The sequence below is a fragment of the Corallococcus sp. CA049B genome, from assembly GCF_003611685.1.
Taxonomy (GTDB): Bacteria; Myxococcota; Myxococcia; order Myxococcales; family Myxococcaceae; genus Corallococcus; species Corallococcus coralloides.
Genome location: NZ_RAWC01000242.1, coordinates 1 through 13,760, shown reverse-complemented (window position 1 = coordinate 13,760; position 13,760 = coordinate 1). Strand labels below are relative to the sequence as shown.

Annotated in this window: 13 protein-coding genes; 2 read left to right on the top strand and 11 right to left on the bottom strand. The window is 69.9% G+C overall.

The genetic code is table 11. From position 1 onward, the window contains the following. From D7W82_RS33720 to D7W82_RS33685, 9 genes are all read right to left on the bottom strand, one after another. A partial coding sequence (locus D7W82_RS33720) for an Imm52 family immunity protein (protein WP_120622241.1) occupies nucleotides 1-594 on the bottom strand: 594 nt, incomplete at its 3' end. Between the two features lie 14 nt (nucleotides 595-608). Further along, nucleotides 609-953, bottom strand: coding sequence for a Tox-REase-5 domain-containing protein (locus D7W82_RS41910; RefSeq protein ID WP_233588100.1), 345 nt, complete (start codon nucleotides 951-953; stop codon nucleotides 609-611). Next, nucleotides 857-1,438 carry a hypothetical protein gene (locus tag D7W82_RS33715; protein ID WP_233588098.1) on the bottom strand — a complete coding sequence of 194 codons (582 nt, stop codon included), beginning with the start codon at nucleotides 1,436-1,438 and terminating at the stop codon, nucleotides 857-859. The genes D7W82_RS41910 and D7W82_RS33715 overlap by 97 nt, the downstream gene beginning before the upstream one ends. Nucleotides 1,439-1,528: 90 nt before the next feature. Then, nucleotides 1,529-4,378, bottom strand: a complete 2,850-nt coding sequence (locus D7W82_RS33710) for an Ig-like domain-containing protein (protein ID WP_199727908.1) — start codon at nucleotides 4,376-4,378, stop codon at nucleotides 1,529-1,531. 189 nt (nucleotides 4,379-4,567) lie between these two features. Continuing rightward, on the bottom strand, nucleotides 4,568-5,368 hold the full coding sequence (epsA, locus tag D7W82_RS33705; protein WP_120622240.1) for an exopolysaccharide biosynthesis glycosyltransferase EpsA: 801 nt from the start codon (nucleotides 5,366-5,368) through the stop codon (nucleotides 4,568-4,570). A gap of 10 nt (nucleotides 5,369-5,378) precedes the next feature. Further along, nucleotides 5,379-7,517, bottom strand: coding sequence for a GH44 family glycoside hydrolase EpsB (epsB, locus tag D7W82_RS33700; protein WP_120622239.1), 2,139 nt, complete (start codon nucleotides 7,515-7,517; stop codon nucleotides 5,379-5,381). A gap of 67 nt (nucleotides 7,518-7,584) precedes the next feature. Next, nucleotides 7,585-8,121 carry a serine O-acetyltransferase EpsC gene (gene epsC / locus D7W82_RS33695; RefSeq protein ID WP_171427221.1) on the bottom strand — a complete coding sequence of 179 codons (537 nt, stop codon included), beginning with the start codon at nucleotides 8,119-8,121 and terminating at the stop codon, nucleotides 7,585-7,587. 5 nt (nucleotides 8,122-8,126) lie between these two features. Further along, nucleotides 8,127-9,164, bottom strand: coding sequence for an exopolysaccharide biosynthesis glycosyltransferase EpsD (epsD, locus tag D7W82_RS33690; RefSeq protein ID WP_120622237.1), 1,038 nt, complete (start codon nucleotides 9,162-9,164; stop codon nucleotides 8,127-8,129). Next, a complete protein-coding gene (locus D7W82_RS33685) occupies nucleotides 9,161-9,682 on the bottom strand; it encodes a hypothetical protein (RefSeq protein ID WP_233588097.1) in 522 nt (173 codons plus the stop codon). The genes epsD and D7W82_RS33685 overlap by 4 nt, the downstream gene beginning before the upstream one ends. Nucleotides 9,683-9,875: 193 nt before the next feature. On the opposite strand from D7W82_RS33685, the gene epsE reads away from it, so the two are divergent. Then, entirely contained in the window at nucleotides 9,876-11,090 is a 1,215-nt protein-coding gene (gene epsE / locus D7W82_RS33680) for an exopolysaccharide biosynthesis GT4 family glycosyltransferase EpsE (protein ID WP_120622235.1), read from the top strand. A gap of 6 nt (nucleotides 11,091-11,096) precedes the next feature. On the opposite strand, the gene D7W82_RS33675 is transcribed toward epsE, so the two are convergent. Then, complete coding sequence (locus tag D7W82_RS33675; RefSeq protein ID WP_233588096.1) at nucleotides 11,097-11,750, bottom strand: DUF6445 family protein; 654 nt, start codon at nucleotides 11,748-11,750, stop codon at nucleotides 11,097-11,099. Between the two features lie 431 nt (nucleotides 11,751-12,181). Between D7W82_RS33675 and D7W82_RS33670 the strand changes: the two genes are divergently transcribed. After that, a complete protein-coding gene (locus D7W82_RS33670) occupies nucleotides 12,182-12,730 on the top strand; it encodes an RNA polymerase sigma factor (protein ID WP_158617773.1) in 549 nt (182 codons plus the stop codon). A 4-nt stretch (nucleotides 12,731-12,734) separates the two neighbouring features. Here D7W82_RS33670 and D7W82_RS33665 read toward each other — a convergent pair. After that, the coding region (locus D7W82_RS33665) for a mechanosensitive ion channel family protein (RefSeq protein ID WP_120622232.1) at nucleotides 12,735-13,760 on the bottom strand (1,026 nt) is incomplete at its 5' end.

Genomic DNA, 13,760 nt, shown 5'->3' with positions numbered 1-13,760 from the left:
GCCCCGGTCCGGGATGTGCGCCACCTGGACGGGGGAGGGCAGCGGGGGCACGGGGCCGCGGAAGCCGACGAGGTAGGTGACCCAGCCGACGAAGGTGCCGGGCTCGGGAAACTGGCCGGCCATGAGGAGCTGCCGGTGCTGGTCGGAGGCAGCGAGGGCGAACTCCGGTTCCCACGCGAGCGCCATGGCGCGCACCACGCCGGTCATGACTGGCGTGGTCACGACGCGCTTCGCGAGCTCACTCTGGCCCAGCGAGTGGAGGATGCAGGCGGAACTCAAGTGCATCGAGGATCCGCCACATCTGCCATTGATGCCCGAGGTTTCATCCGGCGTCTCCCCGGCCCAGAGCCAGAACCTGGAGCCGTCGCCAATTCGGTTGCTCTTCTGACCGAGGAGTTTCGCGAGCGTCGCGGCATCCGGCTGAACCTGTCGCTTGCGTGCTTTCTCAAACGTTGCCGCGGACTGATGCCAGTGGTTCCAGGTGGGCTCGAGCGGGCCCATCTTCCCGAGAAAAGACTCCAAGCGCCGGGCGCAGGCATCAATGTGCTCCTGACGAGCCAGCCAGTAGCAACCTGCGTAATGAGTCTCCAGCATGGCCCCAGCATGCCTCATCGAATCGGCGCGATGGATGCCACTTCAATCTGGATGCCGTTCGATTCGAATGCACTCCGAAGGAATGTGGCGAACCGCTCCTCGGCGACAATCCAGCGGATGCGCCGTCCTCCTGCCACATTGAACTGCCGCTCGGCTTGGGCAAGCACCTTGTCGAAGCCCTTGTAGAACTCCTTCATCGACATGTTGTCCTGGATGAACTTCGCGTAGCCCGGGCCCTTGGCCTCCAGCAGCAAGTCGTCGATCAGGTCGTAGCCGTCGAAATCGACCTCGTCGTCTCCACTCTTGAGCCGGTACGCGGAGCCCTTCGGTGCTCCGGCGCCGCCGCCAACACCACCCAGGACGCAATCGCTCCCGCAACCACGGACACGAAGAACTCCGGATTCAACGTGTCCTGCAGCGCGGCTCCAATACTCGCGCGCAACGGATCCAGCGACATGCCCACCGCGAGCGTCAGCCGGTCCAACTCACCGAAACCCGCGCCATCCTCCAGCAAGGACAGACAGTCCCCCGGAGCCTCATGCGCCCGGCACCACCGCCCATACCCGTCCCGCAGCATGAACCCGAGCCCCAGGTCCAACTGCGCCCCCTTCTTCGCGACCGCGCGCACCACCCTGGGTGAGCGCACCGTCAGCGGCACCTCCAACACCAACCGCGTCAGCGCCGCTTCGAACTCCCGAGCACTGACCGGCACCCTCCGGTCCCACGTGGCTGGCGCATACGTCCGGGTCCCCCGCTCCGTGCGCAGCCGCACCGTGGGCCCGCTGGCGCAGCCCGTGAGCAGCACGAACAACAACATCCACACGCCGGCCCTGTGCGCAGTCATGGCGACAAGCATGCGCCCCCAAAGACAACGGGGCGGAAGGCCCGTGAGGACCTCCCGCCCCGAAGGGGCACCGCCGTCAATGACAGACGGCTAGTTGTTCTTCACCGTGAAGCTGAAGCTCTGGATGACGAAGTTGTCCACCGCGTCCGTCATCCACACGTCCACCGTGTGCGTGCCGTCCAGCAGCTCGCGCGTGTCCAGCTCCGCGGTCCAGTTGCCGTTCGACTGGAGCGTGCCGGCGCGGATGCCCGACCCGTCCCGCGTGAACGCCACGTTCTTGATGCTGCTCAGCGCATCCGTCACCCGCGCCGTCAGCGTCACCACGCCGCCCACCGTGCTGCCCGGGGCCGGCGTCAGCAGCGTCGCCGTGGGCGCCTGCGTGTCGTAGCGCACCGTGCGCGTCACGCGCGTCGTGCGGCCCGCCTCGTTCGTCGCGTCGATGGTCAGCGTGTTCACGCCTGACGCCAGCGTCACCGACGTCTGGATTTCACCGCCGCCGCGCGGCAGCTGGAACTGCTGCGCGCCCAGCTTCACCGTCGTCGCGGACACGGAAGACACGCGAATCACATACGGCAGCGCATTGTTCGCGCGAGGCCCGAACGTGGCCCCGTCCGCAGGGTCCGTCGTCACCGTGGGCGTGCCGGAGTCCACGAACACGTGCACCACGGCCTCCGTCACGTTGTTCGCGGAGTCCGTGGCGCGCACCAGGATGCCCTGCTCGCCGAAGTTCGGCAGGCTCACCGGGTGCGTCACCGAACCGGTGCCGAACTCCAGCAGCGTGGTGTTCACCCACTGCGTCTGCACGCGCGTCGGCGTCTGCTCGTCAATCTGGCTGATGACGTCCACCAGCCCACCCACCACCTGGCCGTTCACCGGCGACTGGATGGTGATGACCGGCGGCACGCGGTCCACCGTCAGGTTGATCTGCTTCGTGGTGACGCCGCCCAGGTTGTCGCGGCCCGTGAGCTGGATGATGTTCGGCCCCTCCACCAGCTCCACCGGCATGTAGACCAGACCGCCGCTCAGCTCGGGGTTCACCACCACCGGGGCGCCGCCGTTCACGATGAAGGCCGCGTAGGTGATGACCGCGCCGTTGGTGGCCGGCTTCACGAAGCCCCACGCGTTCAGCGTCGTCTCGCGGAGGAACGCGGGCTGGTTGCCCATGATGACCTCCGGCGGCGTGAACGGATAGGCATTGATGTTCAGCGTCTGCGCCGCCGTGCTGCCCAGCAGGTTCTGGCTGTTCGGCTGCAGCGTCACGCCGGAGTACACCGCGCGGTAGTCCTGCGCGCCCGTGGCCGTCCACGAGTCCGTCGCGATGCTCCACGGCAGGGAGAACACGCCGTCGCCGTCCGCGTCGTCATCCGCGCCAATCGCCACGCCCGCCACGAAGAAGGTCACCACGCCCTTCAGCGGACCCGTCACCACCGCGTTGGTGGACGCGTTGCGCACCCGCGCGGACAGCAGCGTCGCCTGGCCAATGGTCACGCTCGCGTTCGCCGCCGGAGTGACGATGGCCGTCGTCGTCGCCAGGCCCGTCACCGGAGGAGGCGGAGGCGTATACGTCCTCGCGCGAGCCGAGGCGGACACGCCCGGCGCGCCACCCGAGGCCGCCGTCACCGTGACCTCCGACAGGAGCGACGGCAGCAGGTTCGCCGGAGCGCGCACCGTCAGCGTCACCGTGGACTCCGCGCCGGAGGCCAGGAACACCGTGGGCCGGCTCAGCGTGGCCGTCCAGCCCGGCAGGCCGCCCGCGGCGCTCAGCGTGTACGTGTCCGCCTGGTAGCCGTGGTTCTTCACCTTGAACGTGTAGGTCGTCTCCTGCGCGGCCGGGTCGTAGATGGGGAACATCTTCGTGTCCTCGCCCACCACGGACACCTCCACGCTGAAGTCGCCGAAGCACGCCAGGCCCAGCGACGCGAACGTCGTCGGGATGTCCGGCGTCGCCGTGCCAGAACCCCAGCTGCCGTCCGCCGCCTGGCGGGACTTCAGCCACTCAATCGCGTTGAACAGGCGCGCGTTGCTCGCCGGCTCCTTGCCCGCCAGGCACAGCGCGTACACGCCAATGCCCGTGGCGAAGTCGTTGGACGCGTCCGAGGGCAGGTTGCCCCAGCCCTTGCCGCTCACCGCCGGCATCGCGATGAGCTGGTTGGCCAGCGTCTGGATGGCGTTGGCGTTCACGTCGTTCAGGCCCGGGCCCGCGGCCTTCAGGCCCACGATGGCCCACGACTTCTGGAACGTGTACGGCATGCCGTCGCCCGCGCCGGACGTGTCGTTGTTGTTGAGGTTCGCGCGCAGGTACGCGGCCGCCTTGTCGATGGCCGCCTGGTACTGCGCCGCCTTCGCCGGGTCCACGCGCTGCTTCGCCTGCGACAGCGTCACCAGGAAGCGCGCCGTCAGCGGCACGCTGCCGTGGTCCACCGGGAAGTTGATGTGGTCCTCCGGCCACCGGCCGCTGGCCTGCTGCACGCTCACGGCCCAGTTGGCCGCCATCACCAGCGCGCTGCTGTACTGCGTGGACACGTACTGGTCGAAGCCCGCCAGGCCGAACGACGCCCAGCTCGTCTTCTCGTTGGGGTACAGCGTGCCCTCGTGCAGCCAGTTGCCCGCGGGCTTCTGGTCCGTCTTGATGCGCGAGCCCAGCAGGTCCAGGTTGCCCTGGATGGTGCGGCCGTTGGAGGTGGCCTGCGCCATGTTGTAGCCATTGGCCTTGGCGCTCGACAGGCCGAACACCGCCGCGCCCTGGCGGTGGCACGCGATGCAGTTCTGCGACGTGGTCCAGTTGGCCACGTCCGCGCTCAGGAACTGGATGGCCTTCTGCGTGGCCTCCGTGTTGGTGGCGGCGGCGGCCGGCACGCTGAAGGCGGACAACAACAACGCCGCGAATACGACGAGTCGCGCCGCCCAACGGGGCGACGAACGGGATACGGCTGATGACATGAGGGCACGTCCAGGGGCCTGCGGGTGGGCACACCCGGACGCGAGGCTCAGGCACCGTGGCCCGTGCACCCCGCGAAAGGCGTGCGGGGCAAGAATACTCAAGTTTGGCTGTAACTGTCCAGGGAGGGGAAAAGCGCCCGAGCCTTAGAAATCAAGGACCTACGGCCAGTCGCGCGAGTCCCTGGGGACTCAGCTTTCCTGTGAACCCCGGGTGCGCTTCCACAGCTCGCGCAGGAGAATCACGCCGAACTGGGAGTCATTGAGGATGTACCGGCGCCACAGGCGCTTGGGCTCGTGGGTGAGGCGGTAGAGCCACTCGAAGCCGGCCTTGGCGATCCACTCCGGGGCGCGCTTGGCGGTGCCGGCGATGAAGTCGAACCCCGCGCCAATGCCGATGGCCACCGTGGGCCCCAGCTTCTGGGCCACCTGTGAAATCCAGACCTCCTGCTTGGGGCTGCCCAGCGCGACGAAGAGCAGGTGCGGATCCTTCTCCCGGATGCGCGCGACGATGGGGTCGTTCTGCGCGTCGCCCGCGTCCAGGTTCACCATGGGCGAGTCCCAGCCCACGACCTCGATGCCGGGGTACTGCGCCTGGAACTGCTTGCCCACCTTCTCCGCGACGCCGGGGCCCGCGCCCAAGAGGAAGATGCGCCACTTGCGCTCGGCGCCCAGCTTCACCAGCGGGAGGATGAGGTCGGAGCCGGCGATGCGCTCCGGCAGGGACACGTCCAGCATGCGCGACGCCCAGACGATGGGCATGCCGTCCACCACGGAGATGGTGGCCTTGGCGTACGCGTCGCGGAAGCGCGTGTTCGTCTCCGCCAGGACGACGTGGTCCACGTTGGCGGTGAAGACGTAGCCGCCCTGGTGCGCGTCCACCAGCTCGCCAATGGCCGTGATGGCCTCCGGGAAGGTGAGCTGGTCGATGGTGAGCTGGCCGATGTTCAGGCGCGGGCGGGGAGAGGTGGCGGGGGCGTGTGCGGTGGTCAAGGCGTCGTCTTCACTTCACCGTGAGGTCCAGCACGGTGATGGAGTAGGGGGGAAGGCGCTGCGAAAGGGCCTGCTCGGCCTTGGTGCCGGTGGCCTGTTCGGTGAAACCGCCCGGCGCGCCCGAGTACCCCATGACGCGCACGGTGTTGAGCGAGCCGCAGCCCTTGAACTCCAGCTGCGCCTGGGCGGCCTGCTCGGGGTCGAAGTTGAGCAATACGGCAGTGAGCTTCTTGCCGGACGCGTCGCGGGACGCGAAGAGGCTGGTGCCCTCCGCCGCGGTGGTGGACAGGCCGTGGTCCTGGAAGCGGCCGCCCCGCCCGTCGAAGTCGCGGTACGCGCGGAACGCCCAGAACGTGGGGCTGTTCTCCGCGGGGTACTGCCAGAAGAACGCGGACGTGAGCCCCTGCTGCCCGAAGCGGCCCAGGGCCTCCGCCTGCGCGAGTCCCCCGCTCATGTGCTTCATGGCGCCGAAGTTGTACTCGCCAATGGACATGCCCCGGCCGGGGTAGTTCTCCGCGATCCACTGCTTCACGCGAGGGATCAGCTGGATGGGCTCGGCGATCCAGGACTCGTCCTTGTAGGTCGGATCCCACAGCGCGCGGGTGGAGCGGATCCGCCGCGCGTTGGTGTCGGGGTCGGTGGCGCCCTCCAGGCCCAGGCCCACGTTGCTCTGCGGGTAGAAGTGCACGTCCACCACGTCCAAGAGCCGCACGCCGGTCTTCTTCTCGTGGTCGCGCAGCTCGCGCAGGTACCAGGGTAACAGGGGCACGTCGCCGTGCGCGCGGCGGTCGGTGTACGGCGGGCGGCCGGGGGCGAAGTCCGCGGCGGACCAGAAGTAGTTCGTCCAGCCCCACTCCGCGGGGCCGGCGATGACCGCTTCAGGGTCCGCCTTCCGCACGGCGGTGCCGTACTCGATGGTGCGCTTGAGCAGCTCGTCGTAGGTGAGCGGGTCGGGGTGCACGTCCCGGTGCGTGGAGCTCCAGAGGGCGGGCTCGTTGTCCAGGATGTACATGTTCACGCCGCGCTTCGCGGCCTTGAGCGACTTCACCCACTCGGAGATGAACTCCGGAGGGGCCTGCACGCTGGTCGTCGTCGGCGCGGCGGGGACCAGGGGGGTGCCGTCGCGGCGCACGCCGTTGCCGCCCGCGGGCTCCGTGTCGTCCTGGGCCTGCTGCGGGCCGAAGGTGGACACCGGGAAGCCCACGGAGGACGTGTCCTTGGCCACCCAGCCAATCAGCGGCAGCGTGAGCGCGGACTGGACGTTGTTCTTCCGGTTGGACTCCAGGAAGTCATCCGCGCCGAAGCCCAGCTCCACGTTGCGGAAGTACCAGTCGTTGCCGGTGTTCCACGCGCGGCCCAGCTTCCAGTTGTAGCGGGACGTGGGGTTGCCGCCCCAGCGGCGGATGGTGGCGCCCAGCTTCCACTGGTGCGTGTCCGTCGTCTCCTTGTTGCCGTCCAGCGCGATGCCGTAGATGAGCGGGCTGATGGGCTTGGTCGGGGCGGTGCAGTCGATGATCATCTTCGACTCGCGGCCGTCGCCCCGGCCCATGCGTCCACCGCCGGCCGCGCGCGCGGCGGCCACGTCCGGCGACAGCGGCACCAGGGCCACCTTGTCGAAGAGCACCCAATCCCGGCCCACCTCCTTCGACGCGCGCAGCACCAGGCGGTCGAAGGGCTCACTGCGCGGGTTGAGGACCTCCATGGGCACGACGACCTCCGCCCACTCGCGGTCCTTCTTGACGATGAACTCCGGGCTGATCCGCACGTGCGGGAACGTCGCGGCGCCGGGCGCGTCCAGGCGCACGTCCAGGAACTCGCCGTAGGACTCCGGGGCGGTGAAGCGGAACGTCAGCGCGCCGTACGCGCCCTGGAGCTTGGGCCGGTAGAGGATCCACCCGCCGTAGTTGAACATCCGCAGCCGCGCGGGAGCGCCCTTCGGCAGCTCGCGAGGCGCCCAGCCGATGTCCTTCCATCCGGCCTGGATGCCCCCGTCGTACACGGCCACCGCGTCCGTGGCGGCGGGCTGCTGTGCAGGGGGCGCGTCCTTCGCGGCGTTCTGCTGCGCCATGGCCACGCCCGCGCCGCCGCCCAGCACCGCGCAGGTGAGGATGACGGTCCGCTTCCACCGTCCGTGCTTCGTCTCTGCCATGACCTTCCTCAACGCATCCCCCGGAACGAACCCGGCAACAGCGGATCAACAAACGACGGCACGACGGTTACAGCGGGACCTCGTCCAGGTCCTTGCGCGGGAAGATGCGCGCGGGGATGCCCACCGCCACGCTGTCCGGCGGCACGTCCTGGAGCACCACGGCGTTCGCGCCAATGCGCGACCGCGCGCCAATGCGCACGGGCCCCAGGATGCGGGCGCCCGCGCCAATCCAGACGTCGTCCTCGATGGTGGGGTAGCCGTTGTCCTTGGCGGTGCCCACGGTGTTGTTGCCGTAGAAGCGCACGCGGTCGCCGATGCGCGCGTCCCCGCCGATGACGACGCCCAGGCTGTGCACGAAGTACACGCCCTTGCCCAGCGTCACGTCCTTGCCGATTTCGATGCCCATCACCGCTGTCTGGGCCACGCGCAGCACGTGGTTCACCAGCGGGATGTGGAAGGCCAGCGCCGCCTCACGCGCGCGGTTGAGCGCGGTGATGCGGTACGAGTCGCTGGTCAGCACCACCTTGGCGATGGACTTCGCGTCCGACGCTCCGGTGGCCGCCTTGGCCATCTCCAACGCGTCCGAGATGAGGGCTCCGAACATGGCTTTCATCCTTGGGGATTTCCCCGGCCCTGCAGGTAGCGCGCGACGCCCTTGGCCACGCCCACCCAGCCGCCGGCCTCCGTGCGGGCACCGCGCAGGTACTCCATGCCGTACGCCACGGAGGTGCCCGCGAACGCGGCGCCCGTGAGCCCCAGCTTGTCCGCCACGGTGGAGGCCTTCACCACGGCCTCCGTCAGCTTGCGGGACGCCTCGGGGGCCACCACCGCGGAGGCGAGCAGCGGGCGCGAGAGCAGGTTCGTCTCGAAGAAGAGGCGCCAGGGGTTCACGCCCTTCACGTCCGGGTGCTTCACGGAGACGTGGGTGTCGAACATGCCGTAGCGGTGGGCGCGGCGGATCCACTTCTCGAAGCTGACGTGGTCGCTGCCGTGCAGCACGTACGCGTCCGGCGCGAAGAGGAACGCGCAGCCGGCCTTCTCCAGGCGCACGCCCAGCTCCACGTCCTCCGACTGGCCCAGCGTCTTGTCGAAGCCGCCCACGCCCACGTAGTCCGCGCGGGGGAAGGACACGTTGCCCGTGTAGAGGTGGTTGCCGTGCGCCTTCGTGCCGGGGACGGAGAGCTCCTCCGCCATGCGGTTGTTGAGGTGCGCGTACCAGCGCTCGAAGAGGGGCATCTCCCCGATTTCGGGATCCGGCCGGATGCGGCCCAGCACCACGTTGCGCGAGCCGGGCGGATGGTGGGCCAGGTGGCGCGCGAGGAAGTCGGAGGCCACCTGCATGTCGTCATCCGTGACGAGCACCGTGGCGCCCCGGGCGGCCAGCACGCCCCGGTGCCGCGCGGCGGCGGCGCCCGCGTTCTGCTGCACCTCCACGCGCAGGGTGTAGGGCAGCTTGAGCGCGGACAGCGGGCCCTTCACGTCGGAGGCGGAGCCGTCGTCCACCACCACCACCTCGAAGTCCTCGGGCGGCAGCGTCTGTCCGGCCAGCTGCTGGAGCAGACGGGTGATGAGGGGCAGCCGGTTGTACGTGGCGATGACGACGCTGAGCCGGGGGGCCGGAGCAGCGGGGGAGTCGGAAGGGCTCATGGCTTCTTCTTCTTGGCCGCGTCGGCGCGCTTCTGCTTCTTCGTGGGACGCGGGAAGGTGACGCTGCCGGCGAAGCGGTCCTCGCCCACCAGGGCGAGGGTCTTCTGCGCGGAGCCGAAGTCCGTCTCGCCCAGGGTGACGACCAGCAGGGCGGTGTCCGCGGCCAGGGCCAGCGGGAGGCTCGCCGGGTGGGTGATGAGCGAGTCGATGACCACGACCACGCGCTCGCCCTGCTCCACGCGGCGGCGCACCTCCTGGACCATGCGCGGTGCGCCGGCGGGCTCGATGCCGGTGGCGTCCACCAGGCGCAGGGGCGGCTCCGGGTAGGGCGCACCGGCGTCCATCAAGGCCTGGGCCGCGTCCTGCGCGGGGGCACCGGGATGGGCGGGGACGACGACCAGGTAGCTCCAGGCGCGGCGGTCCAGCGCGAACCACAGCCGGGACAGCTCCGGCGAGGGCACGGCGCTGGCGGGCGGGGTCTCCTCGGCGGGCGTCGGGGGGCTCGAATCGGCGGACATGGGAGCGCGCACGGTATAACGCAATGAGGCGTCATCACCCAACGACCCGGGCGGGCGGGCAGGCGAAGGAGCGCGCCACCGGTCTGCTGTCACGGCTGACACCCCCCGAGTCTCCAGCGCGGCGAGGGGAGGCCCGCGGCTCAGCCGCCGGAGCCCGGGGGGCGTGGGGGACGCGGCATGTTATGGAAGAGGCGTGCAGAAGATCGGCTACCTGATTCCCGAGTTCCCCGGACAGACCCACATCTTCTTCTGGCGCGAGCTGCAGGCGCTGCCGGGGAAGGGCGTGTCGCCGGAGCTGGTGTCCACCCGTCCGCCGCCCGCGCGCATCATCAGCCACAGCTGGGCACGCGAGGCCATGTCGCGCACGGAGTACCTGGCGCCGCCGCCGCCCCTGGGCGTGGCGATGGCCGCGCTGGAGATTGCCCGGGCCATGCCCACGGGCTGGGCGCGGGTGCTGGCCTCCATCGCCCGCGCGGAGGGCCTGGACGCGAAGGGCCGCGCGCAGCTGGTGGCGTTCGCGGTGATGGGCGGCCGGCTGGCGTCGCTGGCGCGCGAGCGCGGCTGGACGCACGTGCACGTGCACTCCTGCGCCAACGCGGCGCACGTGGCCATGTTCGCGCACCTGCTGTCGGGGCTCACGTACAGCATGACGCTGCACGGGCCGCTGGACGACTACGGGCCGAACCAGCGGGAGAAGTGGCGGCACGCGAAGTTCGCCTTCGTCATCACGAAGAAGCTGCTGGCCGAAGTGCGCCAGGAGCTGGCGGGGAGCCTGCCGGACCGCATCGAGCTGGCGCCCATGGGCGTGGAGCTGTCGCGCTTCCAGCGCACGGTGCCCTACGAGCCGTGGTCCGGCGAAGGCCCGCTGCGGCTGTTCTCGTGTGGCCGGCTGAACCCGTGCAAGGGGCACGCGGACCTCATCGACGCGGTGGGGATGCTGCGCAAGAAGGGCATCGACGCGCGGCTGTCCATCGCGGGCGAGGACGAGGCGGGCGGCACCACGTACCGCAAGGTGCTGGAGGCGAAGCTCGCGCAGGACGGCCTCTCGGACGCGGTGACGCTCCTGGGCGCGGTGAGCGAGGACGTGGTGAAGGACGGCATCCAGCGCTCGCACCTCTTCGCGCTGGCGAGCCTCCAGGAGCCGCTGGGCGTGGCCATCATGGAGGCCATGGCGATGCGCGCGCCGGTGGTGGTGACGGGCGCGGGCGGCGTGAAGGAGCTGGTGGACGACGGCGTGGACGGCGTGCTGGTGCCGCCGCAGGCGCCCGCCGTGCTGGCGGAGAAGCTGGAGAAGCTGGCGCGGGACCCCGCCGAAGCGGTGCGGCTGGGCGAGGCCGGCCGCCGCAAGGTGGAGGAGCAGTTCAGCAGCGAGCGCAGCGCGGACATGCTGGCGCGGATGCTCGCGTAGCCGGCTTCAGCGCACGGCCTTCCAGAAGAACAGGGCGGTGGCGCGCTTGCTGCGCTTGTCGCCCTGTCCGAAGTACGCGGTCGCCGAGTGCACGAAGTCGGCCCGGTAGACGATGAGGCGGTTGAAGACGTTCTCCACCTCCAGGTCCTGCGCCCACGCGTTGGCGGGCAGCTTCGTCACGCCGAAGGCCTGGGTGAGGTTGACGCAGCCGGGGGGGCAGGTGTTGCCGCCCAGGCCGCCGCCGGGCATGCGCAGCCGGTAGAAGGACGTGCCCACGTGCTTCACGGGCGGCTTCGGGTGCAGGTAGATGACGCCCGCGAAGTCGCACAGCGCCAGCGAGTCCACGTGCGGCTTCGCGGTGGACTCCTTCTCCCCCACGAGCTGCACATGGTTGTGGGACAGCGAGCCCTGCGCGGGAGACTCCTGCTTGAGGGCGCGCACGCCGGCCTGTGCGCAGATCCATTGCTCGATGGGGGCCAGCTCCGCGGGCGTGAGCGCCTGGGGAGCGCGGACGCCGGGCCAGATTTCGGGCCGCCACGGGGCGCCCATCGTCCAGTCCTCACGGGCCAGGTTGCGCTCGTAGACCTCCATCGCGTTGGGCAGCGCGTTGTCCTTGATCCAGTAGTCCCGTCCAAGCTTCGGCTTCCGGTAGGGAAGCACGTCGCGGACGGCCGACTCCGGGCGCCGTGGTTCGAGCATGGAGGGCGTGTCAGCAAGAACCCTGCCGTGTTTTCACCTGTGTTTCATGCATCGGGCCGGGGCGTTCTGCCCCATCCGCCCGGGGGCCTCGCCACACCGGGGCGTTTTGCCCCAGGGTCAATCGCCCCGGAGGGCCGTCGTCGTGAGTCTCCGCGCGGGATGACGACGGCTGATCATCCCGGCGCGCTGCTGTCGGAAACCCATGTGCACCTGCCCTGGATGGACATCCAAAAGACAGACACTGGATGCATTCGCGACGGTGGAGGCGGAAATCGCCGGGTGGGATAGGATTTCCAGACACTCTGGGTAATTCATGGATAGTTTGCTCTGTCCGGCTTGAATGGCTTTGTCATGATGGCCCTGCACGGAAACGGAGCTCGGGGGGCACTTCCATGGCTGACAATGAGATGCAGACGTTCGCGGCGCTGGTCATTCAATTCCGTTCAGGGCTCTTGAAGCACGCCCAGCGCATCCTGGGGAACACGGCGGACGCGGAGGACCTGGTGCAGCACGCGCTGGACGAGGCGTGGAAGGAGCGGCTGCACCTCCAGGGGCCGGAGGCCTTCCGGGCGTGGACGGGGCGGGTCATCAACACGCGGGCCATCAGCCTGCTGCGCCACCACCGCGCGGAGCAGCGCAAGGCGGTGAACGCGGGCTGGGTGACGGTGCTGGCGGATGACCCCGAGGAGTCCGAGGGCGGCGAGCTCTGGACCTTCATCCAGGAGAAGGACCTGCGCGAAGCGGTGGAGCGCCTCCCGCCGCAGCAGCGGGAGGTGTTCCACCTGCGCGCGCAGGGGCGCTCCTACGTGAGCATCGGCGCCCAGGTGGGCCGCTCCACGGGCACGGTGGGCTGGTGGCTCCACCAGGTGCGCGAACAGCTGCGCGAGCGGCTCCAGCCCATCGCGGAGGAGCGCCGGCTCTCCGTGGGCACCTGGCACTGAAGCTTCAGCTGTTGCCCGCGCGAGCGGCGAGCAGCGCCGGTCCCACGGCCTTCTCCTCCGGGAGGGACAGGGGCGTGGCCTCCGCGCGCACGAGCGGCAGTCCGTGCGGCTGGGCCTGGAGGTAGGCCACCAGCTTCTCGCGCACCAGGCAGCGCAGGTCCCACGCCTTGCCCGAGTCCGAGCAGCTCACCAGCGCGCGCAACTTCATGGTCCGCTCGCTCAGGTCCGTCACCTGGAGCCCCTGGGCCTTGCCGTCCCACAGCCCCTGCGACTCGTGCTCCAGGATGCGCTTGAGCTCCGCGCGCACCGCGGCCACGTCCGTGCGGAAGTCCACGTAGAACTCCGCCGTGCCCAGGATGTCCGGCGACACCTTGCTCCAGTTCTGGAACGGCTTCTCCAGGAACTGCGTGATGGGGATGACCAGCCGGCGCAGGTCCCACACCTTCACGACGACGTAGGTGAGGGTGATCTCCTCGATCCACCCCCACTCGTTCTCGATGATGACCGTGTCGCCAATGCGCATGGGCTGCGTGATGGACAGCTGGATGCCCGCGAACAGCGTGGACAGCGACTTCTGCGCGGCGAGGCCAATGGCCAGGCCCGCGATGCCCGCGGACGCCAGCAGCGACACGCCCACGTTGCGCACCGCCTCGAACTGGAGGAGCAGGAGCGACGCGGCCACCAGCACCACCGCCACCTCCACCACGCGCCGCAGGATGGCCAGCTGCGTGCGCAGGCCGCGCACCCGCGCCACGTCCGTGCCCTCCGGCGACTGCGCGACCTTGGCCTCCAGGAAGCGCGCGGCCCGGGTGAGGAAGCGCAGCACGAACAGCGCCACCGCCACGATGACCACCGAGCGCGCCGCCAGGTCCACCGTCTCCTGCGCCGGCGGGGGCAGCTTGAGGAACCGCGCCCCCGCCGCCACCAGCACGCCCGCCAGCACGAAGCGGATGCTCCCCTTCCCGGCGGCGAGCAGCTCGTCATCCCAGCCGGACTTCGTCAGCCCGGCGGCGCGGACCCCCACCCGCAG